The 21,950-nt window shown below is 43.6% G+C and carries 20 protein-coding genes; 8 read left to right on the forward strand and 12 right to left on the reverse strand.

What is annotated here, in order from left to right:
- The first annotated feature begins 111 nt into the window (after positions 1 to 111).
- The 5 genes from phhA (at position 112) to hisIE (ending at position 3,577) form a co-directional block, all read left to right on the forward strand.
- Positions 112 to 855 carry a phenylalanine 4-monooxygenase gene (phhA, locus tag NXR94_RS15770; protein WP_258105631.1) on the forward strand — a complete coding sequence of 248 codons (744 nt, stop codon included), beginning with the start codon at positions 112 to 114 and terminating at the stop codon, positions 853 to 855.
- A 63-nt stretch (positions 856 to 918) separates the two neighbouring features.
- Positions 919 to 1,509: an imidazole glycerol phosphate synthase subunit HisH gene (gene hisH, locus NXR94_RS15775; RefSeq protein WP_258105632.1), complete on the forward strand. Its 591-nt coding sequence runs from the start codon at positions 919 to 921 to the stop codon at positions 1,507 to 1,509.
- A gap of 1 nt (position 1,510) precedes the next feature.
- Positions 1,511 to 2,224, forward strand: coding sequence for a 1-(5-phosphoribosyl)-5-[(5-phosphoribosylamino)methylideneamino]imidazole-4-carboxamide isomerase (gene hisA, locus NXR94_RS15780; RefSeq protein ID WP_258105633.1), 714 nt, complete (start codon positions 1,511 to 1,513; stop codon positions 2,222 to 2,224).
- A gap of 1 nt (position 2,225) precedes the next feature.
- On the forward strand, positions 2,226 to 2,981 hold the full coding sequence (hisF, locus tag NXR94_RS15785; RefSeq protein WP_258105634.1) for an imidazole glycerol phosphate synthase subunit HisF: 756 nt from the start codon (positions 2,226 to 2,228) through the stop codon (positions 2,979 to 2,981).
- Positions 2,981 to 3,577, forward strand: a complete 597-nt coding sequence (hisIE, locus tag NXR94_RS15790) for a bifunctional phosphoribosyl-AMP cyclohydrolase/phosphoribosyl-ATP diphosphatase HisIE (protein ID WP_258105635.1) — start codon at positions 2,981 to 2,983, stop codon at positions 3,575 to 3,577. Before hisF ends, hisIE begins: the two co-directional genes overlap by 1 nt.
- On the opposite strand, the gene NXR94_RS15795 is transcribed toward hisIE, so the two are convergent.
- Positions 3,578 to 4,258 (reverse strand): hypothetical protein, encoded by a 681-nt coding sequence (locus NXR94_RS15795; RefSeq protein WP_258105636.1) that lies wholly within the window; start codon positions 4,256 to 4,258, stop codon positions 3,578 to 3,580.
- A gap of 187 nt (positions 4,259 to 4,445) precedes the next feature.
- Between NXR94_RS15795 and NXR94_RS15800 the strand changes: the two genes are divergently transcribed.
- The gene (locus tag NXR94_RS15800) at positions 4,446 to 5,930 is read left to right on the forward strand and encodes an NAD(P)/FAD-dependent oxidoreductase (protein WP_258105637.1); all 1,485 of its coding nucleotides are present in this window, start codon (positions 4,446 to 4,448) and stop codon (positions 5,928 to 5,930) included.
- Here the strand turns inward: NXR94_RS15800 and NXR94_RS15805 are convergent.
- The 3 genes from NXR94_RS15805 to NXR94_RS15815 all read right to left on the reverse strand — a co-directional run bounded on the left by NXR94_RS15805 (position 5,927) and on the right by NXR94_RS15815 (position 8,310).
- On the reverse strand, positions 5,927 to 6,544 hold the full coding sequence (locus tag NXR94_RS15805) for a hypothetical protein (protein WP_258105638.1): 618 nt from the start codon (positions 6,542 to 6,544) through the stop codon (positions 5,927 to 5,929). The two genes, NXR94_RS15800 and NXR94_RS15805, sit on opposite strands and share 4 nt — an antisense overlap.
- Before the next feature lie 283 nt (positions 6,545 to 6,827).
- On the reverse strand, positions 6,828 to 7,487 hold the full coding sequence (locus tag NXR94_RS15810; protein WP_258105639.1) for a nitroreductase family protein: 660 nt from the start codon (positions 7,485 to 7,487) through the stop codon (positions 6,828 to 6,830).
- Positions 7,488 to 7,497: 10 nt separating this feature from the next.
- A complete protein-coding gene (locus tag NXR94_RS15815; protein WP_258105640.1) occupies positions 7,498 to 8,310 on the reverse strand; it encodes a purine-nucleoside phosphorylase in 813 nt (270 codons plus the stop codon).
- Positions 8,311 to 8,522: 212 nt separating this feature from the next.
- Between NXR94_RS15815 and NXR94_RS15820 the strand changes: the two genes are divergently transcribed.
- Positions 8,523 to 9,695 (forward strand): aspartyl protease family protein, encoded by a 1,173-nt coding sequence (locus NXR94_RS15820; protein ID WP_258105641.1) that lies wholly within the window; start codon positions 8,523 to 8,525, stop codon positions 9,693 to 9,695.
- 9 nt (positions 9,696 to 9,704) lie between these two features.
- On the opposite strand, the gene NXR94_RS15825 is transcribed toward NXR94_RS15820, so the two are convergent.
- The 7 genes from NXR94_RS15825 to NXR94_RS15855 form a co-directional block, all read right to left on the reverse strand.
- Positions 9,705 to 10,889: an aspartate aminotransferase family protein gene (locus NXR94_RS15825; protein WP_258105669.1), complete on the reverse strand. Its 1,185-nt coding sequence runs from the start codon at positions 10,887 to 10,889 to the stop codon at positions 9,705 to 9,707.
- A 45-nt stretch (positions 10,890 to 10,934) separates the two neighbouring features.
- Complete coding sequence (bcp, locus tag NXR94_RS15830) at positions 10,935 to 11,384, reverse strand: thioredoxin-dependent thiol peroxidase (protein ID WP_258105642.1); 450 nt, start codon at positions 11,382 to 11,384, stop codon at positions 10,935 to 10,937.
- 3 nt (positions 11,385 to 11,387) lie between these two features.
- On the reverse strand, positions 11,388 to 13,220 hold the full coding sequence (locus tag NXR94_RS15835; RefSeq protein ID WP_258105643.1) for a M23 family metallopeptidase: 1,833 nt from the start codon (positions 13,218 to 13,220) through the stop codon (positions 11,388 to 11,390).
- A gap of 139 nt (positions 13,221 to 13,359) precedes the next feature.
- Positions 13,360 to 13,968, reverse strand: coding sequence for a fumarylacetoacetate hydrolase family protein (locus NXR94_RS15840; protein WP_258105644.1), 609 nt, complete (start codon positions 13,966 to 13,968; stop codon positions 13,360 to 13,362).
- 38 nt (positions 13,969 to 14,006) lie between these two features.
- Positions 14,007 to 15,323: a tRNA (N(6)-L-threonylcarbamoyladenosine(37)-C(2))-methylthiotransferase MtaB gene (gene mtaB, locus NXR94_RS15845; protein ID WP_258105645.1), complete on the reverse strand. Its 1,317-nt coding sequence runs from the start codon at positions 15,321 to 15,323 to the stop codon at positions 14,007 to 14,009.
- A gap of 115 nt (positions 15,324 to 15,438) precedes the next feature.
- Positions 15,439 to 18,105, reverse strand: coding sequence for a CHAT domain-containing tetratricopeptide repeat protein (locus tag NXR94_RS15850; RefSeq protein WP_258105646.1), 2,667 nt, complete (start codon positions 18,103 to 18,105; stop codon positions 15,439 to 15,441).
- The gene (locus NXR94_RS15855) at positions 18,105 to 19,073 is read right to left on the reverse strand and encodes a hypothetical protein (RefSeq protein WP_258105647.1); all 969 of its coding nucleotides are present in this window, start codon (positions 19,071 to 19,073) and stop codon (positions 18,105 to 18,107) included. Before NXR94_RS15855 ends, NXR94_RS15850 begins: the two co-directional genes overlap by 1 nt.
- Positions 19,074 to 19,226: 153 nt before the next feature.
- On the opposite strand from NXR94_RS15855, the gene NXR94_RS15860 reads away from it, so the two are divergent.
- A complete protein-coding gene (locus NXR94_RS15860) occupies positions 19,227 to 20,114 on the forward strand; it encodes a hypothetical protein (RefSeq protein ID WP_258105648.1) in 888 nt (295 codons plus the stop codon).
- A 132-nt stretch (positions 20,115 to 20,246) separates the two neighbouring features.
- Here the strand turns inward: NXR94_RS15860 and NXR94_RS15865 are convergent, their stop codons facing one another.
- Positions 20,247 to 21,509 carry a YCF48-related protein gene (locus NXR94_RS15865; RefSeq protein WP_258105649.1) on the reverse strand — a complete coding sequence of 421 codons (1,263 nt, stop codon included), beginning with the start codon at positions 21,507 to 21,509 and terminating at the stop codon, positions 20,247 to 20,249.
- Between the last annotated feature and the right edge of the window lie 441 nt (positions 21,510 to 21,950).

Consider the following 21,950-nt stretch of genomic DNA (forward strand, 5'->3'; position numbering starts at 1 on the left):
GATTCTCAAATGTGATTTGATGAGTGGTGTCAGGCACGGTTTTAGTTACCGTCTATCACAAATACATTAGAGGGGTAGTTCATAATTCTACCTTTGCAAAAATTTAAGACCATGAGACAGATTTACAGCAACTACAACGAGGAGGACTTTCAGGTATGGAAGTCATTGTTTGAGCGTCAGATGCTGAATCTGCCATATGCGGCCAGTACTGAATTTCTGGAAGGGCTCAATCATACTCAGTTTGTAGCGGATCGAATTCCTGATTTCTCTGAAACCAATGAGGTCCTGCAACAACTGACCGGATGGAGGCTTGCTGTGGTTCCCGGGATTGTTCCCGATTACACCTTCTTTGAGCTCATGTCAAATAAGCGCTTCCCAGCGACCACCTGGCTGCGAAAAATGGAAGAGCTCGATTACCTGGAAGAGCCAGATATGTTTCATGATGTATTTGCTCATGTTCCACTGTTGACGAATCAACATTTTGTAGACTTCCTGGAAGAACTGAGTAAAATAGGGTTGGAGTACAGTGGTAATGATTATGCCATTGAGCTGTTATCAAGGGTTTACTGGTTTACCGTGGAGTTCGGGCTGATTCTTGAAAGAGAAGGCTTGAGGATTTATGGAGCCGGGATTCTGTCTTCTGCGGGTGAAACGAAGTACTGCTTATCAGATGAGCCGAGACATCATGAGTTTGATGTCCAACAGATTATTGATACGCCTTACCGGAAGGATGTTTTCCAAACGGATTACTTCATCATTGAATCTTACGATCAGCTGTATCATAGTATTCCTGAAGTCAAAAGGCTCTTAAAACAGGCTCTGGAAAAAAGACCGGAAGAATCTGTGTCTGCTTAATCCAAGCTTCCTAACTTTGGCCTTCATTTCGGTTGTGGCGATCCACAGCCTTTTTTATTTCTAATGAAGGTAGCAATTGTAAAATATAATGCCGGTAACATCCAGTCGGTAAAGTTCGCTTTGAGCCGTTTGGGCGTAGAGCAGCCGATACTTACCGATGATCCGGAGGAGATCAGAAGTGCAGATAAGGTGATATTCCCAGGTCAGGGAGAAGCCAGTACGGCGATGAAGAGCTTGAATGAAGCGGGACTGGTTGCGGTATTGAAAAATTTAAATCAACCGTTTTTAGGTGTTTGTTTGGGAATGCAATTGATGTGCGAGTACACCGAGGAAAACAATACCAAATGCATTGGGATCATTCCCGAAACGGTCAAAAAATTCAATCCATCATCGGATATGAAGGTGCCGCATATGGGGTGGAATAATATTTACGACCTCAAATCACCAATTTTCTCTGGAGTGGCCGATGAGGAGTATATCTACTTCGTACATAGCTATTACGTACCTAAGTGTGATCATACCATTGCTGAATGTGATTACCTGTTGCCATTCAGTGCGGCGATTCAAAAGGACAACTACTTTGCGGTACAGGCACACCCTGAAAAGAGTGCTGACACCGGAATGAAAATATTGGAAAACTTCTTAAAACTTTGAGATGGACATCATCCCTGCGATAGATATTATTGGTGGTAAATGTGTACGGCTAACCAAAGGCGATTACAACCAGATGAAGCAGTATGCTGATAACCCTGTAGAAGTAGCTCAAAGCTTTGAAGCGGCTGGTATCAGAAGGCTTCATGTGGTGGACCTGGATGGAGCAAAGGCTAGTCACGTTGTGAACCTTGAAGTGTTGAAGAACATTACTTCAAATACCTCCCTCCATGTTGATTTTGGTGGTGGGGTGAAAACTCGTGAGGATTTGGAGAAGGCCCTGGATGCTGGGGCTAAGCAAGTAACGGCAGGGAGTATCGCGGCTAAAAATCCTGAGTTGGTCAAGGAGTGGATCAAGGAGTACGGTGGTGATAAAATAATCCTTGGGGCTGATGTGCTGGACGAAAAGGTAATGGTATCGGGCTGGCAGGAGTCTTCCGGTTTGGATCTGTTTGAATACCTCAGAGATTATACCGCCTCAGGTATTGGTGAGGTGATTTGTACAGACATCTCAAAGGATGGAGCCCTTCAGGGACCTTCTTTTGGATTGTATGATAAGATATTGAGCGAATTCCCCAAATTGAAACTCATTGCAAGTGGAGGAGTTTCGGAATACGATGACCTGATGAAGCTGGAAGCACTGGATCTGAGTGGGACGATCGTAGGAAAAGCGTATTATGAGGGAAGAATTACCCTGGAACAATTAGCGCAGTTTTGATATGCTGACAAAGAGAATTATACCTTGTTTGGATGTGAAAGATGGCCGTACGGTCAAAGGCGTCAACTTTGTAGATTTACGCGATGCAGGTGATCCCGTAGAACTGGCGGATCGTTACGCGAAGGAAGGCGCGGACGAATTGGTTTTTTTGGACATCTCTGCAACACTGGAAAAGCGAAAGACCCTCGTGGATTTGGTGAAGAGTGTAGCAGAGGCGGTTCATATTCCTTTCACTGTGGGAGGAGGAATCAGTTCTGTAAGTGATGTGAAGGCTTTGTTGGATGCGGGTGCCGATAAAGTGTCGGTGAACTCTTCAGCGGTGAAGAATCCGGGTCTGATCAATGAGCTCTCCAATGAGTTTGGATCTCAGTGTATCGTAGTGGCTATTGATTCTCGAAATGTTGATGGAGTGGACCTCGTGCATACGCATGGAGGCACGAAACCAACCGAGTTGAAGACATTGGAATGGGCTAAGGAAGTGGAAGAAAGAGGAGCGGGAGAGATCTTGCTTACCTCGATGGATCACGACGGAACCAAGGCCGGATTTGCCATGGAATTGACCAAACAACTCTCTGAAACCCTGAGTATTCCGGTGATTGCTTCGGGCGGAGGGGGAACCGAGCAGCATTTTAAAGATATATTTGTGGGCGGAAAGGCAGATGCAGCATTGGCTGCGAGTATTTTCCACTATAAAGAGGTAGAGATTGCTCACCTTAAAAATGAATTGAAAAAAGTAAATATCCCCGTTAGATTATAATGGAACTGGATTTCGCAAAAGGAGACGGACTGATCCCGGCCATCATTCAGGATGAGTTGACAGGTAAAGTCCTGATGTTGGGTTACATGAATGAAGAGTCATTGGCAGAAACAGAAAAGTCTGGTAAGGTGACCTTCTTTAGTCGATCAAAAAACAGGCTTTGGACGAAGGGAGAGACCTCGGGCAATTTTCTTCATGTCAAAGAGATCATTCCTGATTGCGATAAGGACACCCTCCTGATTAAGGCTAACCCCGTGGGTCCTGCCTGCCATACCGGTGCGGATACTTGCTTCAATGAGACTAACTCCGATCCCCTTAAATTCCTCAACTATTTGACGCAAGTAATAGAGGATCGTAAAAACAGCACTCCTGACAAATCCTATACAAGCAGCTTATTTGCCAAAGGGGTGAATAAGGTGGCTCAAAAGGTAGGAGAGGAAGCCGTGGAAGTGGTTATTGAGGCCATGGACAACAACAACGATCTTCTCAAAACGGAATCTGCAGATTTGATTTTTCACCTGATGGTGCTTTTGGCACACCAGGGATTGTCATTGGCTGATGTTGTGAAGATATTGGAGGACCGACACAAGAAGTAACTACCTTCTTCCTCCTTTGATTTGTTTTACCAGGGTTACAGAGATATCAATACCCCCTCCGAATGCTTTCTTTAGATCAGGTCTAAGCGTAGAAACATCCCCTTTGGAATATTTCCGCGCATTGTATTGAATGAATCGGTAACGAACCGATGGCCTGATGAGAAAACGATTAACAATGTCAAATGTAGCTCCACCTTCCAGATGAAAGCCGACAGCAGGGTTATAATAGATGCGTCCTTTATAATCGTTGTTTTCTGTCCTTCTTAGTTTACCGGGAAAAGCTAATTGTGCACCTGCTCCGGCAAAAACATTGGGAATGTAGCGGTTTCGGATTTCGAAGTAACGATTGACTCCTCCCAAAATGATCTTCTTATTCCAGCCAAAGGCAGTTTTTCGGGTTTGACCATTCACTTCTTCGAAGTGTAAATTGAGGCTTTGAGTAAAACCAAGTGTGCCATACCAGTAAAGGTCGTTGGGTAATTCACCTTCAAGGCCCGCCTCTAATCCAAGCCCCCCGCCGGGGCTGAAAAAGGTCTTAATCCCATTGAAATCCTGACTGATATAATCAAGTCCGATCCCCACATTTAACCGACCGATCAGGTTCAGGTCTTGAGATTTGGCTAAAAAAGGGGCAAAAAAGCATACAAGGATCAGTAAACAAGCTGGTAATGTCCTAATCATCTGAGACTATTTTGACGTTTACCTGGCAATATAATCAAGCCTTATTGAACAGCAAGGGCAAGGTTGCTTTTGCAAGATTTCAATGGTGTATTGTACTTTATTGATTCGCCGCCCATCATGTTGTGTGTCAGTAACTTCCATTTGGTGGATATTTTACTTATTTTTCATTAACCCAAAACCGTCTATCATGACTAAATATGATGTAATCATTGTTGGCGCTGGTCCTGCAGGATATGCCGCTGCCATGCGCGCCGTAGATTTTCACAAAAAGGTATTGTTAATTGAAAAGAAGCAAATTGGTGGAGCAGGAATCCATCATGGAGCGCTTTGGAGTAAAACCTGGTGGGAGCTGAGTAGGGAGGCGGCCTCTCTGCGGAAACATCAAAAGGCCTTTAATACCATCAACACAGCTTTTGACTTTCAAAGTATTAAAGCTGAGGTGAGGCAGGCGGTTAATGAACGAATGGAACAGCTGGAGCATCACATGCAGAATATCAATGTTTCCAGGGAGGAGGACCATCTTGATTTTTTGGTGGGAAATGCGCGTGTCGTTGGGAATCATGAGGTGGAGGTGAATACCATGGATGGTGTTAAAAAGGTGGAGGGAGAATATATCATTTTGGCAACAGGTAGCTCTCCCAGGAAATTGTCTCATCTACCGATTGACGAAGAGCATGTTTATACGAGTGATGGACTGGATAAATTAGAAGATTTCCCCAAAAGCATTGTGATTGTCGGGGCCGGGGTCATTGGATGTGAGTTTGCTACCATTTTCTCCAATTTCGGAAAGACGAAGGTCCATCTGATAGATAAAGGTGATCGTATCCTTCCATTTGAGGATGAGGATGTGGTAAAAGTGATAGAACGGAACCTTGAGGCCAAGAATGTTTTGATACACAGAAATTCCAGGCTCATAGATATGAAAATTGAGAATGGCATGGTGGTTTATACCTTGGAGTATACCGACGGCAGTAAAGAGGTTTTTAGGGTTGAAAAGGCCCTGGTTTCTGTTGGACGTGTCCCCACATATAATGGGCTCTTTGATGAATCAGTAAAAGTGGACATAGATGAGCGAGGTATTATTGACGATCGAACTCAAACATCAATACCGAACATCTATGCTGTAGGGGATATCACAGCCGATATTTCACTGGTGAACGTTGGTGAACTGGAAGGGCGGTTTGCCATTGAAAGGATCTATGGAAAGCCGGAACGTGATCTGGTATACGAGAATATAAGCACGATCATGTTTCTTGATCCTGAAGTTGCAGGAGTCGGGATGAATGAAATACAGGCACAGCAAAAGGGGTTGGACTACAAAGTGGTGAGTATCGACTATTCATGTATCCCAAGAGCGATAGCCATGCGCAACACCCAGGGGTTTATCAAAATCCTGGTGACCAATGATGACAAATTTGAAGTGCTGGGAATGCGCGTGGTAGGAGAGCATGCTTCCAGTGCCATTCAGGCGGTAGCATTGCTGATTTCGATGGGCAAAGGCATGAAAGAGCTTGCAGAGTTGATACATCCTCACCCGTCCATTATTGAGGGAATTCAGGAATGCGGCCGAATGTTATTGGGAAAATCTATGCTTAAACCTGCTGTGTTGAGAAATGCCATGACTTGTAAAACCTATGATCATGGAAAATATGCTGACCTGATCGTCAATTAGTCTTCCCAGGCAATGTCTTCAGGTAGTGCGAAGACTTCTTCAGGAATCTCGCAGTTTTCTTCCAGTTTAACAGAGACCATTTCATAGCTTAATCCGGGTAGGGATTTGGCTTGACGGAGGGTTATTCCTTGCCAACTCCAAATGGAGGTAGTTGACCCTTTAGAGAATTCCCAAACGGTTACAGGATATTCGAGGTGCGTAGTGTCTGATGACCTGACAGCTCCCTGTTCCTCCATGATCGCATTGATAACGTAAGCTCTATCCTTATAGCCCATAAGCTGGCTCCATGCCTTTTGTTTGGCTCTTGATCCTTTTTTGGAGTCGAGGTTAACCTGGTAATAAAAGTCACCATCGACGAGTTCAATAGTTTTCTCCGTACTTGTCATTCCAAAGCGCACAATAGTGATTTCTTTAATCAGGACTTCTCTCCATCCATTTCTGTCAAAGTAAAGCGTTGCTGTACCACTAGCGTCTCCTGTTATTTCAAAGGATACTTTTCCAGAGGCTAGGGGGTGCTTTCCTTTGAGCTGAGTATCAAGCTCTATAGAGTTTCCATTTTGTGCCAGTATCGGAAATTGAAGGATGAGGCAGGCAAGTGCAAGAATAAATTTCATGACTGTAAGCAGCGGGGTTGAGACTCAATATAATAAATCGAAGAGCAAAAAATAACCCTGACGCAAACGCCAGGGTCCCAACCAGCTATAGACAAGATTTCTGATTTATCAGAAATTTTATGTATCAAATGTAAAGTCCTTTTTATTTAAATCACTGCCAAATGACTTTAAAATGCTGCCAAAATTCAATTTAATAATAATTTGTGTTATATGTAACTAATTGACTAAGAGAGTTTAACGGTTTTTTTGACGTTTTCATGGTATAATTATCAAAATTCAAGGTTTAATACCATTTGGATACTTGATTCAGATTTTTTCTCTTAAAGTTAGGTACCATGGCATCTTTGGCGGGTAGCCCGACAGGTAATAACAGATAGGGTCTTTCTTCTTCTGGTCGGTCCAAAATCTTTCCCAGGAAGTTCATCGGGGAGGGGGTATGTGTTACCGTAACCAATCCGGCATTATGGATAGCTGAGATAAGGAAGCCACAGGCAATTCCCACGGACTCATTCACATAGTAGTTGCTCGCTTTTGTTCCATCTATTCTGTCATAAACTTTTTTGAATACCACTATTAACCAGGGAGCTTCTTCCAGAAAAGGTTTCTCCCAGTTGGTGCCAATAGGTTTTAGGTCTTCCAGCCATCTTTCGCTCATGCGTCCATGGTAGCTGTCATATTCCTCTTTTTCGGCTGCCTTACGAATCGCCTTTTTGGTATCAGGATCACTAACGGCACAAAATGTCCACGGTTGTTTATGCGCTCCGGAGGGTGCCGAGGAAGCCGTCATAATCAGATGCCCGATTACTTTCCTTGATACTGGCTGGTCGCTAAAGTTCCTTACTGTTCTCCGCCGGTTCATAAACTCATCATAGGCCTGTGCCTGCTTTTCTCGATCTTCATTGGTGAATTGGATTGGCTGGTAGGGAATATGATCAGTGCTCATGACTAGTAGTTTACATTGATACAACAACTTCTTTGATGATGCTGATAAGTGATTTTTCGGCAATTGCAGCGGTTTCAAGAATTTCCTGAATGTTGATAGGCTGCAAATTGTCCGGATCGCAATCATCTGTTAATACGGAAATCGCTGCTACGCGAAGGCCCATTTGATTGGCCGCAATTACCTCAGGGACTGTAGACATCCCCACGACATCTGCTCCTGCGTTTCTCAAAAATCGATACTCGGCCTTTGTTTCCAAACTGGGGCCTGGTACAGCGACGTACACGCCTTTATTTAATAAGATATCCAGTTTATTCGCAGCAACCATGATTTTGTCGTTAAGTTCTGGATCGTAAGGCTCACTCATATCAGTAAAGATGGGGCCAAACTTTCCTGAATCTACCCCCCTTAAAGGATTTTCAGGTTGTAGGTTAATATGGTCGGTAATGAGCATTAATTCACCTTTGTTCCATGTCAGGTTCATGCATCCCGCCGCATTGGATATAAAGAGACTTGATACTCCGAGCCATTTCAAAACACGGACCGGAAAAACAACCTGATCCATGCTATATCCTTCGTAGTAGTGAAAGCGTCCTTGCATGGCAATTACTTTTTTTGAACCGATGGTTCCAAGAATAAGTTTCCCGGAATGGGATTCAACCGTGCTTATTGGGAAATATGGAATATCCTTATAGTCAATGGATTTTTCAATATTGATTTCATTTACCAAACCACCTAAGCCTGTTCCAAGGATGATTGCTATACTGGCTTGATCGTAACCGTGGTTTTTTAGAAAGGCACATGCCTCTTCTACTTTTTCTAACATACGAGTTTAATTACCGATTAATTTCAAAACTTATCGTGGAAAATTAAATCAATTGGATACGATAAGATTCAATTCTGTTTTAAATTGGACTGAAATTTGTATTCATCGCCACATGATTGGGATAAACGGATTGCCCGGGCTAAGGTAGCTACTATTAGGGCTGGAAGGATTTCCCGATTTTGTGAATCATTTGTTAAACCAATTACAAGCACATGAAAAAAATAATCGCCGTTGCACTTTTGATGGTTTCTGTAAGTCTATATGCCCAGAAGCCGGAAGGTGTCGCTTCGTTTGAGTTATACGGAGATCATATTATTATACCAATCGTTGTGGATGGTTCAGAGCCAATGTCATTCATTTTCGATTCGGGAGCGGGCTATACGGTCATCGATTTTGACGCTGCCAAAGCGATGAAATTGAATATGGACCACAAGGGAGATGTGGCAGGAGCCCAGGGTGCTATAAAAGCTGCAGCTATCAAACATAATTCAATAGAATTGGGTACGATGAAACTTGAAAGTGATATCACGATTGAGGCCATAGATCTCAATCACCTTTCAATGAGCATTGGTCGTAAAATTGATGGTATCATTGGTTATGACTTGCTACATCATCATGTGGCCAGACTTAACTATGACGATATGAAGGTAGAAATCTATAAAGACGATGCGTATCCGACCTCTGGTAAAAAAGTAGGTTTCAAGCTTCAATCAGCGATCCCTGTGGTTAAGGGTTACGTGACCCTGAATAATGGTGAACGTCTTGATGCTTCTTTCTTTGTGAACACAGGCGCAGGGACTACCATGGATTTTAATACCCCATTTGCCAAGAAGAATAAAGTGATCAATAAAACAGGTGATCATTATTCATACCTCGTAAAAGGGGTAGGAAATAAGGAAACGGTCCATTATGAAGGAAGAGTTGAGGAGCTTGATTTGAAGTTCTACAGTTTTTCTAAAGTACCTGTAGGCATCAGTCAGACTACCGGAGGTATCCAGGCTCATAAAAAGGTCTCAGGGATTCTTGGAAACAAACTGTTGAGTAAATTCAACATCCTTTTCGATTATAAGAATAACGTAATCTATTTTGAGCCGAATGGAATGGCTGAAAAAACTGTACCTGTGAACTGTAGTGGATTGGATGTTCAAATGAGTAGCGATATGAGCAAAGTATTGATTCACCAGGTACAGGAAAATGGTCCTGCTGCAGATAGTGGCATCAATGTTAATGATGAACTAGTATCTATCAATGGTAAGGCGACTTCAGATCTTTCATTAATAGAAATTGAAGATATGCTCAAGAAGCCGGGAACAACTGCTGAGCTAGTGGTTAAAGGAACTTCAGGAGAAAAAACTGTAAAACTTGAACTAGAGGAATTGCTATAAGTTTTCCCCTTAATCAAGGATTTCAATGGCTTGCAGGATCATCTTGCAAGCCATTTTTATTTCCTCTTCTGTGATGGTCAGAGGAGGAGCGATACGCATGGCATTGTCACAGAACAGGAACCAGTCTGTTACGACACCCAGCTCAATAGCCTTGTCAATGATCGGTTTCAGGGTGTCAAATGTATCAAAGGCCACCGCGATCATCAGTCCTTTACCACGGACTTCCCTGATTTTTGGATGAACCAGAAGAGACTTAAAAAGCTCAAACTTTTCCTTTACACCTTCCAGTAAGTTTTCTTCCTGGATGACCTTCAGCGTTGCTAAAGAGGCAGCAGCACTTACAGGATGACCGCCAAATGTGGTGATGTGGCCAAGGATCGGGTTTTCTTTCAGGGCCCCCATGATTTCCTTAGAGCTGATAAAACAGCCTATTGGCATACCGCCACCCATTCCTTTCGCACTGGCAATAATGTCAGGAACGATTCCATATTGTTCAAAAGCCCAGAACGTTCCTGTACGCCCAAATCCCGTCTGTATTTCATCCAGAATGAGTAGCGCACCGACTTCGTTGCAACGTTGCCTTACTTTCTTAAAATAGTCCTCATCCGCAAGTCTGATACCGGCCTCTCCCTGAACGGTCTCAATCAGCACTGCCGCAGTTTGATCATCAATCTTATTCAGTTCATTAAAGTCATTGAATCGTATGTTTTCATGCCCCGGGATCAATGGTCGATAGTTCTGCTTGAACATTTCATTTCCTCCGGCTGATAGTGCACCTTGAGAGGAGCCGTGGTATGCATCTATACAAGAGATGATTTTAGGTTTGCCAGTATACCGCTTTGCTAATTTGATGGCGCCTTCAATGGCTTCGCTACCCGAATTGACCAGGTAAACAGATGAAATCGGGTCAGGCAGGGTTGAGCATATGGCTTCTGCCAGCTTGACCTGAGGTGTTTGTACAAACTCACCATAAACCATCAGGTGCATGTATTTTTCGGTTTGCTCCTTGATGGCACTAACGATTCTGGGATGACAGTGACCTACATTGCTGACGCTGATACCAGAGATTAGGTCGAGATAACGCTTACCCTCCGGAGAATACATGTATACGCCTTCAGCACGCTCAATTTCAATCATAAGCGGAAAGTCAGTGGTTTGTGCGAGGTTCTTAAGAAATAATTCCCTGTTGGTAATCATGAGGCAAAGTTCGATTTATTCAAGGGAATACAAAATCGATGGCTACTGAAGTATCTGTGAGGTGTGATCCTCAGTGTTCACTTTATTGATAATTTCCTCAATGGTTCCCTTCTCATCAATCACAAAGGTGGTTCTGTAGGTGCCCATGAACTTTTTTCCAAACATCTGTTTCTCTCCCCAGGTACCATATAGTTCGTGTACTGAGGTGTCTTCATCTGCAATGAGAGGGAAGGGAAGGTCATATTTCTTAATAAAGTTTCGATGCTTTCTGGGGCTATCCGAACTGATACCTAAAACCACATAACCTTGCTTCAAAAGGACCTGATAGTTATCTCTTAGGTTACAGGATTGGGCCGTACAGCCGGGAGTGTTGTCTTTGGGGTAGAAATAGAGGATCACCCTTTTGCCCCTGAATTGTTCCAGGGTGATAGGGTTTCCATCCTGATCAATACTTTCGAAGTTTGGAGCTTTGTCCCCAACAGATAATGACATGCTTTAAAGAGTTTTTCGATAATAAGATTTATTTCCGGTATTGTCCGTTACTTCCAGTACCAACTCACCGGAGAGCAGAATGTTTTTATCCAGCCTTTCTGACCAAATGAGTCTTCTTTTTGGTTCGTATTTCATCAAAAGAAACTGACCATTGATGGTGGCCTTATAGCTTGATATTCCTGATAGGTTATCGCCGATCTTGAATTTAACGTCGTGGTTATTGATGACATAAGGCGTAATCACCGGAGGAACAGTGTCTTGTTCAATCGTGTAAGTGCCAAAGTTTCTTGTACCAAAAGAAATATTACCGTCTTTCCAGGTGCCTCCAATATAGCTCAGCGAATTTCCGTAAACCGCATATACGGCAGCACTTGAATCAGGATAGGTCCATTCTGGTTTGAGAGTTACTTTTACGCTGGACCTAAGGGGGGTCTCGTCATTAAGTATGGTAAAGAGCTCCCTTGACCTGATTTCATCAATCTCCTTTTTGAACCGCAGATACATGGTATCAAACAGGCATTCACTGGAAAAATAGAGGTCCAGACTATGGTTGTGAAAAGAAGTTTCTGTTTCGGAAGGAATCTCGGTATAAAAGTGGGTATCTATCACATCCCCACACAGGTTTACAGAATCAGGGAATCCATTCTTTAGGTCCCACAGGTAGTAGGCATCATACCGGTCTGTCCGGTAGGGGGGCAAATCAACATGAGCCTGACCAAAATAAAGATTGATCAGACTCGGAGTGCCGGTGTGATCGGCTTTTAAGTGCATGAAGTCACGGTGGATTTCAAAGTCCCTGATTGTTGGTCGTGGCTTGTAGACAATTTTACGCTTGTTGACTTCGAGTTCGTAAGTTCCAATATTTCCGTAGGTGTCTTTGACATAAATCTGCACCAGGTGAGCCGAATCACTAAAATTAAAACCCTGGGAAGATTTCAGGTAGAAGTCATTCATATTACCATCGTCCACAAAGAGCTTATTGAACTTGCTTCTTTGGCTTTGATAGGTGGGGTAATCCATGTGAACCAGAATTTCGCGCTGCTTTCCAAAGGACATCCTTTCTTTTAGTTCATGATAGATAGTATCGCCATCTATTTTGAGGATAATCTCGGCGATGCCATTCTTGCTGGTTACACCATTTTGGCGGTCGTAACCGTACATCTCTATCCCCACTTTTCCATTCAGTCTGATGGGTGCCGCAGTATGCATAAGGCCATCAGCGGTGGAAATAACGCTAAACTCGTGTCTTCCGAAGGTGTGATTGACCCTTGCTTCTTTATCCATAGTAACGAAGGCAATCTTTTTAATGATAGGAGTGAGCTCATCCCGGATTTCATCAAAGCCATAGGAGAGGGGGTCAAGGAATTTTTGATCCTCATCCCGAATTTCAAAATGGAGATGAGGTCCTAAGGACGAGCCTGTGTTTCCGGAGTACCCGATAAGATCACCGCGTTTTACAGGGAAGTAGTGCTTATCAGGGAAAAGCTGGATTTCAAAGGTTTGTTGAACGTACTGTTCCGAAAGGACGTACCGCTCGATATTGTCTGCGTAGCGGTCCAGATGAGCATAAAGGCTCGTAGTACCATTTGTATGCTTCAGGTACAGGGCATTCCCATAACCTCCGGCTGAAACTTTAATACGATAGACGTAGCCATCGGCCGTAGAATAGATCGGTAGTCCAATGCTTCCACCTGTTTTGACATCAATACCTGCATGGAAGTGGGAGGGGCGTAGTTCACCCATGGTACCGGCCAAATAATTTTGCTGACCCGGATTAATAGGAAATAGATAATAGTCTGACTTGCCGGGAGATTGTGCCGACAGACAAAGGTTCATCAAACAAAAGATTAGAAAATAAACTGCGCGCATCCACTATAGCTTTCTCTGGGGCATCGTAAAGATATAAACCCACTTATTTACAAAAAATCAATAGGCAGCATTTATTAACAAAATGGGGAACGTCCCATTCATCTGACTATTTCACCTGGAAGCGAAACATTTCCTGACCTTCCAGAAAACCCACTAATTCATCTCCAATGCTAACCGGTCCAACACCTTTTGGGGTGCCTGTAAAAATGATATCGCCGGTTTTTAAGGTGAAAAACTTAGATACGTAAGCAATGAGCTCATTGATGGGCCAAAGCATCAGGCTGGTGTTTCCATTTTGAACCGTTTGCCCATTAATCTTGAGTTCAAAGCCTGTTTTTTGAAGATCGAACCCGGCTTTAGAAATAAACTTTGAAATAGGTGCCGAACCATTGAAAGCCTTTGCTCTTTCCCATGGCTGTCCTTTCTCCTTTAGTTGGCTTTGAACATCCCTGGCGGTAAAGTCAATTCCCAAACCGATTTCATCATAATACTTATGCGCAAATTCAGGGGAAATGGATTTGCCTTCTTTCTTGATTTTCACCAACACCTCCACCTCGTGATGGATATCCTTACTGAATTCCGGGTAATAGAAAGGAGCATTGTCTTTAAGTATGGCCGTGTCAGGCTTCATGAAAATAACCGGATTGTCGGGTCTTTCATTTCCTAACTCTTCGATATGCTCCGTATAATTTCTTCCGATGCAAATGATCTTCACGTCGTGGTTGTTTGATAGTTATTTGAATGTGATAGTTCTCAATGAACCAGAACCTCTTCCATCTCCTCAACAAGCATATGCCCGTCTGAATCAATTTCGGTAAGCTGAACGGCCTTGAGTTCGTTGATCAGCACAGGATCGTACTTCGCTTTTACCCGCACATAGTTTTCAGTGAAACCATGCATGAACCCATTTTCCACATCATCCTCGAAAAGCACTGATGCCTGTGCACTCAGGTTTTGCTCGTAGAAGTATCTCTTTTTCTTTTCAGAGAGGGTTCTGAGCATGTTAGAGCGTTGCTGACGTTCTGCAACGGGCACCTCACCATCCATATCTAAGGCCTGTGTATTTGGTCTTTCTGAATAAGTAAAGACATGCAGATAGGAGATATCCAGCTCGTTGAGGAAATTATAAGTTTTTAGGAACTCTTCCTCAGTTTCTCCAGGGAATCCCGTGATCACATCCACTCCAATACAACAGTGAGGCATTAACCGCTTTATAGTAGCCACACGGTCCCGGTACAAATCACTCAAATAGCGGCGGTTCATGCGCTTCAGGATATTGTCGCTACCCGATTGTAGCGGCACATGGAAATGTGGTACAAACTTTTTCGATTGAGAGACAAACTCGATCACCTCGTTGGTGAGGAGGTTAGGCTCAATAGAGGAAATCCTAAACCGATCTATGCCTTCCACTTCATCCAGCGCCTTGATCAGGTCGATGAATTTTTCTTTCCTTTTTCCATCCTGGATACCAAAGTCCCCAATGTTTACCCCGGTAAGGACGACCTCTTTCACCTCGGTCTTTCCAATGGCCTCGGCCTGTTCCACAATATTTTCGATACTATCGCTACGGCTTTTTCCCCGTGCTAATGGGATGGTACAAAAGGCACAACCGTAGTTGCAGCCATCCTGAACTTTCAGAAAAGTTCGGGTTCTGTCACCGTAGGAGTGAGAAGCGTGGTAGGCTTTAGCCTCCTGTATTTCTGAAGCAAAAACCTGCGGCTCATTCTTAGATGTAAAATCTTCCAGGTAATCGAAGAGTCTGAATTTTTCCGCCGCTCCAAGAACAGCATCAACGCCTTTGATTTCACTAATTTCTTTAGGCTTCAGCTGAGCGTAGCAACCTACAATGGTGACATAGCTCTTCGGGCTGATTTTCTTAGCCTCCTTGACGATTTTGCGACATTTTTTATCTGCATTTTCAGTAACCGAACAAGTGTTGATCACGAAAATATCAGGCTGTTCTGTGAAGTCCACCTTTTGAAATCCCTTGTCCTCAAACATGCGGGAGATCGTTGACGTCTCAGAAAAGTTTAGTTTACATCCCAGCGTATAAAATGCCACCTTTTTCATAAGCGTGCAAAGATAAACATGAAATGGGGTTTTTGAAGCGCTCCGTGATAAACCTGTCCCTGATTCTTCAGGTTATCTCGTTCGAAAGCAGTGAGTTGCGGGATTGAACATGAGATCAGTCTCCAACCAGTATAAACGGAGCCCAGTAATAAGGGCTTGAATATTTCTCCGAGGTTAAGAGGTTCAGTTTGGCTTTTCTAAGGTCATCTCCGAATTGTTTATCGTCAGGGTGGAGGAGGTGCTCTTTGTAAAAGTCGATCATCAAGTCGGCCGTACTCGCGTCAGCCACCTGCCATAACGAGACGATCAGGTTCTTTGCTCCGGCATACATTAGGGAACGGCTTAGTCCAACAATACCTTCTCCTTCGGCAATCTTCCCAAGGCCTGTTTCACAGGCTGAGAGGGTCACCAGATCCGCATTGATTTTGAGGTTATAGATTTCCCCGGAGTACAAACTGCCATCTTCATCATCCGACGGACAAAGGAAAATCCTGGATAGCTCTGGTTTGGACTCATTGACAATGCCATGTGTCGCAAAGTGTAAGTATCTGTACTGCTTGAGGTTATCACTTTTTACCGAAGCTTCATTCGCATCCGACTTAAGTGTTACGGTTGGTTTCTCAGGTGTCGCTACAAACAAGTATTTGATTTCTCTTACCTCGGCTTCCGAGCCCGGCAGGTCGACCATTCTTACTTCGTTTTTTTCGAAGTTGATGGGTGCAGAGAGGAGGATACCTTTCGAGTTGCTGGCAATCTGTTTGGATGCTTTTCGGTCAATTAGCAGGGTAGCTGCATAGTCGTAGGAGATCGATAGTTCCTGAAGTAGATAGCGCCCTTCTTCGTTCATGAATGCTTCGAAAGGTAAGGTGCCCAGAATCCCATCCGGTACGATGATGATGTGAGCAAGGTCTTTAGGTATGGTAGGTATGAGCTGTTGATAGAGTTCCGCCGAGGATGACCGAAATACCTCCTGAATGTTGTATTTGATGCTATTTCTAAATGCCTTGGCCAGTCCGAAAAAGTTTTCGTCCTTAGGCAAATCCAGAATTTCAAACTTGCGGTCGGTGATTACAAAGACATAAATAGTTTGCTCACCGGTGAAATAAGAAAGTACTGCTTCGTTGGATTCGAGATTATTTTGAACGTCTTCTACAGATGCTATGCTGCTACTGTATTTGAGCTTGTAGTACTCAGGGTATTCTTTTTCCAGTTTGCTGATATAGTCACGATAGCTCTGCTTATACAGAAACAACTCTTCCTTGATAGACTCTTTTTCTTCGCTCTGCGCCAGCTTTTGCTCCAGGTAGCTAATCTCCGTTTTCAAACTATCCTCGATCTGTAGCATTTCAGCAGGGATACCAGCAAAGGCTTTGGCCTTGGTCTCGTTGATGGCTTCCAGCAATATGGCGGCCTTACTTCTTTCGCAAAACTCAAAAGCACGTTCTTTAAAATTGTTTCGACGGAAAGTCCTTCTGCTGAGCTCCAAAGCAATCCTGATCCCATTATTGTAAACATCTGTGGAGATTTTACCCAGACGCAGCTTGTCCGCTTCACTCAACCTCAACTCCCGTATAATAGAAATGAGGTCATCGCAAAGGGTGTAGGTGTCAAGGGACGAGATCAGGTCTTTTGGCTTCAAGGTTTTTTCATAGTGCAATACCTCCAATGACTTTGCCTTCGATTGTAAAGAGCCTAGAAGTACGTCCGCATTGTAGTATTCTTTTAAATCTGGTTGATCGTAGATGGAGGCATATTCCTGCGTAAACAGGTTGGCATAAATAGATGCCTGATAGTTTTCAACAGCTAGTTTGAATTTGCCTTGTTCTTCATAGATACTCCCGATCAGGCTGTAACAGCTTGCTACCTCTGGGTGCTTTTCACCATGGATCCTCAGGTATTGATGGAGTGCGGACTGCTGAAAAAAGAGTGCCTGCTTAAAATCACCTTTCTTCGATAAGATTCTGCCTTTGCTGGATAGGGTAAAGGCCTTGTTCGGATGGTCACCCTGAAGGGTCGATTCCCATATATCCATGACAAGGTCCAGGTACTGAAGTGCTTCGTCATATAGTTCCTGATAGCTGTAGGCGAACGCAAGGTTGCTGTAACAGTTGGCTACTTTCGGGTGCTGGTCTCCAAAGTTCTCAATGTAAATATCCAGTGCCTGGTTAAAGTAATCGATGGCTTTTTGATATTCTGCATCTATATAGATCAGGCCAATATTGATATAGGAGTCCGCAATGGCAGGATTGTCAGGCTCCATCATCTGTTGTTTAATTTTCAAAGACCGTTCGTGGTAGGAGAGGGCTGTGGTTTTATTTCCAATGTTCCAGTAAACCACACCCAGGTTGTTGTAGCAACGGGCTGCATTCATTTCTCCCGTGGACTTGTAGTAGTTTTCTTCTTGGAGCAGATACTCCAATGCCAGGTCATTTCTCCCAAGGGCCAGATAACCTTCACCGAGCAGGTTTAAAGCTCTTGGTTCCAGGCTTTCGTTTCCCTTTAGGAAATCCCTGGTAAAGGTCAGCGCACTTTCTCCCAGTTGTACGGCCAGGTCGGCTTTTCCCTCGTTTAGTCGACATTGCGCCATTTTGATATTGCACAAGGTGTAGTTGTGAAAGTTATTCTCTCCTTCGTAGAAATTTGCCGCTTTTTTGAAGCCAGCGTAAGCCTTTTGATAATGCCCATTGACAAGGTCGTATTCTGCCTGTGTATAGACGGCTTCCTGTCCAAATGCAGCAGTAAACAGCCATGAAAAAAGGATGATTAGTGTACTTTGTCTCATCAGAATTTGTAGATATAGCTGAAACTTAGAACAGAATGACGGGTGAGTCCATCAGGATTGTTATTACGCTCCATCAATTTGTGGCCATAGATCAGCTTGACGGCATTGGATACATTGAATTGATAGCCAGCACTTGCCAGGGCTGATAGTGCCAGGCCGGTTGAGCCATCCACCTTGATACGCTCATCAATATTGAAGTCATAGCGCTCATCCCGGGTGATTCGGTAGATGGGGAGGAGACCAAGTGAGAAGTTATAGTTGAGAAATCTGAAGTTTCGTTCCGCTCTGAGCATCACATCTATACCTCTCTCTAAATCATTGGCCAGAAAGTATTCCTGAATATAGTCCTGATCGGGATAGTCGGTCCATTTTCCCCATCGAAAGTCATTTTTGTTTTGATGGATAACCGGTACCTGAATCCCCGTTGCGAAAAGCCATTTATCATTGATCAACGAGGCCCCCGCCACAAAGTCGTAAGTACCTAGGCTCACCTGATAATACATCGGCAGCTGTTCCGGAACTCTGCCCACAACCCCTTCAAATTCTTCATTCTCTCCCTTGTCACTGGCATCACCGGTTGGGATTTTAGCTCCTACGGTCAGGTTCAGGTCATAGTCACCCACGGTGCCCATGTTTCGGGAGGCGCTCAGGGAGATGTCGCCCATTCCTTTATTCTTACCGAGGTTACCCTTCACCATTTGATAGGGGACCTTGATTTGAAAAGCCATTTTATCATTAATGGTATAGGTCATATCTGCGGTGATCACGCGGACCACAGGACTGAGAGTGGTTTTGCCTTTATAGTAATTGAGTTCGAGGCTTTTAGGTTTGATGTTGAACTTTTTGGAGTAGGACTGGTCTGGTCGCATGGCACCCATGGTACAAAAACCGGCGTCACTACATCCTTGAGAAAAGCCACTAAAGGTCACTGAAAGAATGGCGGTCAGGATTAAAGCTATTCTTAGCATTTTCAGTTGGTGTTAGGGATATGGGTTGATGGAATAATTGTATCAGATTGGAAAGTTAGAAATAATTATAAAAAAAATTCAATTCTGATTAAACCCTCGGTAGGTAGTGTTGTCAAAGGGACAAATTCAATTGGAAACAAACGTACTAATACTATGAAAAAGACAACATTATTTTCCGCACTGTTTATACTGATCACCCTTACCTTCTTCTCTTGTGATGAGCAAGGTGACAGTATATCAGAGAAAGAGCTTTCAGAATCGGTTTCAGCCCTGGACCTGGATTCAGAGGCCGCCATCGAATCAGGTTTTGAAGATGTGGACATGGTCGCTGAGGCGGGTTTTGATTTGCTGGATATAGATGCCAGTGCTGGCTCAAGAGTGGCGGGTCCGTTCAGAGACCGTAGAGATTTGGTGCTGGACTGTGCCACTATCACTAAGGATACCGTCAACCACATCATCACTATCGACTTCGGTGATGGCTGTGAAGGCCCTCATGGGGTAGTCAGAAAAGGTAAAATCATCATTACCTATTCAGGAAACCGTCATGAATATGGGGCTACCAGAACGGTCACACTGGAGGACTTTTATGTAGACAGCCTGCATGTGGAAGGAACACGGGTGTTTGAAAATCTGACTACTCAGGACTCACCTGGACGTGTAATAAAAATCACTATGACTGGTGGAAAAATTACGTTCCCTGACGGAACCTTCGCGACGCGTGATGCTGAGCATATCCGTACACGCATCCTGGGCGAAACTGAAGATGATGACCGTGCGGAGGTGACTGGAGATGCCAGTGGCGTAAGAAGAGACGGTCAGCAATATACGATCACCATCGTGGAAACTTTGATCTTCAAAAGAGTTTGCTGGGAGATTAACCATGGTGTGGCTGTAGCTGGTGTGATTGAGATTGTGATCGGAGACAAGGTGGCAGAAGTTGATTTCGGGGATGGTACTTGTGACAATGAAGTGACAGTTACTATCGATGGAGAAACTACTACCAGAACGATCGATCCACGAGGAAGAAGATTGAGAAGATAGTCAGGTTAGTTTATAGGTTGATGAATTGTCAAGTAGGGCGATTAGGGTCACATCGGAAGGTGTGGCCTTTTTTTGGCTTTGGGCGATTGGCCATTAGCTGTGGACTGATAACTGTTGAGCTTTTAGGAAATACTACTTTATTATTTTGAAAGTCTGCTGTTCTTTGGCCTTGATTACCTTCAAGAGATAAACTCCTTTTGGATGTTGGCTCAGATCAATTTCTACAAAGTTCCCCATCATAGTTTGCTCAGCCTTAATAAGCCTTCCATCTATGGAATACAGGGCAATATTCGGGAGGTCAATAGAGGTAGCGAATTCAATAGTGAGTTGGTCCCTAACTGGGTTGGGAAAAACACTTTTAATCGGTGGTTTCTGTTCAGTAATACCTGAAATTTTCCATGGGTAATCAGCTGGCAGTTCGTCAATAGCTCCACCCTTGTAATTCATGATCAAATTACCTCCGCCGGAGATGTATCCATTGGATTCTGAAATAAAGTCAATTGAATACAGTTCCCCAGGAATCATAACCGATTCCCAGTGATCTCCTCCGTCAGTCGTTCTGGAGATCGCTGTGTACACTACAAATCCCATGTAAAGTGGAACTGGTCCCGTGTATGTGCTTACCATATAACCAGTGCTGTCAGAAATGAAGTCAATAGATAAAACAGAGAGATTACTAACGATAGAATCTTCTTTCCAGCTATTTCCACCATCACTGGTCTGATATACTTTTCCCACGGATCCAATAACTCCCTTGTTTTGATTGAAGAAATGAATACTATGAATTTCGTTCTCAAATTCTTGATAGCTAGTCCATGTTTGACCCTGATCGTCAGATTTTAAAAGGATGGTTCCATTGGCTGCAAAGCCAGTAGAGTCATCTACAAAAAACAATTTGTTGTCCTTTCCGGAATTGATCTCCGCTACCAAATCCCATGATGTGCCAGAATCTGATGTTTTGTAAATCCCATCAAATCCTGACAAAAGTCCGACCTCATCATCAAAAAACCATTGTGAATAAAATTTCTTATTTGGGAGTGTGCTAATTACCTGCCAGGTATCTCCATTATCCATAGATTTTAAAACTTTGCTTTGTTTGTTATCACCTGCATTCTCATAATAAAAACCACTAGCGATTAAAGTGGAGTCATTTATCAATTGAAAATCCTGAAAGAATACACTGGTTCCGGCGTATATTGAATTCCAGGTAGCCCCACCATCAGTGGTCTTCAGAATTTGAGAATAGTCGCCAAGCAAAAAACCTTCGGTTTCCGTTCTAAACTTAATTTTATTAAACCGACTATATGCGTCATAGTTCTGGATGGTCCACTGGCCATACACTTGCATAGTGATAGAAAGAAGAACTGTTACCAGAAAAAATTGAACCGTGTGCATAGAATGGGGTTTTGACCTGAACATGAAGATGCATGATCTGCTGACGAATATAGTGTGAGATAGCTAATATATCCGTTTTATATGAATTAGTGGAAGTATGGCTTTTGGCGTTGGCCCTTGGCCATTTGCTTTTGGCCTTTGCCTTTAGCTGTTAACTGAGAACCGATATCTGTTGGCCTTTGGCGTTGGTCGTTTGCTTTTGGTCCTTCTTTAGAACATCATTCCGGAGGGAGAGCCAGTTGGCTTTTGGCTTTTGGCGTTGGCCCTTGGCCATTTGCTTTTGGCTTTTGGCCTTTGACTTTAGCTGTTATCTGAGAACCGACAACCGATAACTGAATACTGTTCGGCTTTTGGCTTTTGGTGTTAGCCATTGACATTTACAGCTAGAACGTCATTCCGGAAGGAGTGACGCGGATATCCGGGCGCACGGCCAGTGAATCT

This window comes from Marinoscillum sp. MHG1-6 (assembly GCF_024714475.1).
GTDB lineage: Bacteria > Bacteroidota > Bacteroidia > Cytophagales > Cyclobacteriaceae > JAMZMI01.

Coding starts and splice junctions, on each gene's coding strand:
- phhA (WP_258105631.1), top strand. CDS start 112: ATGAGACAGATTTACAGCAACTACAACGAGGAGGACTTTCAGGTATGG.
- hisH (WP_258105632.1), top strand. CDS start 919: ATGAAGGTAGCAATTGTAAAATATAATGCCGGTAACATCCAGTCGGTA.
- hisA (WP_258105633.1), top strand. CDS start 1,511: ATGGACATCATCCCTGCGATAGATATTATTGGTGGTAAATGTGTACGG.
- hisF (WP_258105634.1), top strand. CDS start 2,226: ATGCTGACAAAGAGAATTATACCTTGTTTGGATGTGAAAGATGGCCGT.
- hisIE (WP_258105635.1), top strand. CDS start 2,981: ATGGAACTGGATTTCGCAAAAGGAGACGGACTGATCCCGGCCATCATT.
- NXR94_RS15795 (WP_258105636.1), bottom strand. CDS start 4,258: ATGATTAGGACATTACCAGCTTGTTTACTGATCCTTGTATGCTTTTTT.
- NXR94_RS15800 (WP_258105637.1), top strand. CDS start 4,446: ATGACTAAATATGATGTAATCATTGTTGGCGCTGGTCCTGCAGGATAT.
- NXR94_RS15805 (WP_258105638.1), bottom strand. CDS start 6,544: ATGAAATTTATTCTTGCACTTGCCTGCCTCATCCTTCAATTTCCGATA.
- NXR94_RS15810 (WP_258105639.1), bottom strand. CDS start 7,487: ATGAGCACTGATCATATTCCCTACCAGCCAATCCAATTCACCAATGAA.
- NXR94_RS15815 (WP_258105640.1), bottom strand. CDS start 8,310: ATGTTAGAAAAAGTAGAAGAGGCATGTGCCTTTCTAAAAAACCACGGT.
- NXR94_RS15820 (WP_258105641.1), top strand. CDS start 8,523: ATGAAAAAAATAATCGCCGTTGCACTTTTGATGGTTTCTGTAAGTCTA.
- bcp (WP_258105642.1), bottom strand. CDS start 11,384: ATGTCATTATCTGTTGGGGACAAAGCTCCAAACTTCGAAAGTATTGAT.
- NXR94_RS15835 (WP_258105643.1), bottom strand. CDS start 13,220: ATGAACCTTTGTCTGTCGGCACAATCTCCCGGCAAGTCAGACTATTAT.
- mtaB (WP_258105645.1), bottom strand. CDS start 15,323: ATGAAAAAGGTGGCATTTTATACGCTGGGATGTAAACTAAACTTTTCT.
- NXR94_RS15850 (WP_258105646.1), bottom strand. CDS start 18,105: ATGAGACAAAGTACACTAATCATCCTTTTTTCATGGCTGTTTACTGCT.
- NXR94_RS15855 (WP_258105647.1), bottom strand. CDS start 19,073: ATGCTAAGAATAGCTTTAATCCTGACCGCCATTCTTTCAGTGACCTTT.
- NXR94_RS15860 (WP_258105648.1), top strand. CDS start 19,227: ATGAAAAAGACAACATTATTTTCCGCACTGTTTATACTGATCACCCTT.
- NXR94_RS15865 (WP_258105649.1), bottom strand. CDS start 21,509: ATGCACACGGTTCAATTTTTTCTGGTAACAGTTCTTCTTTCTATCACT.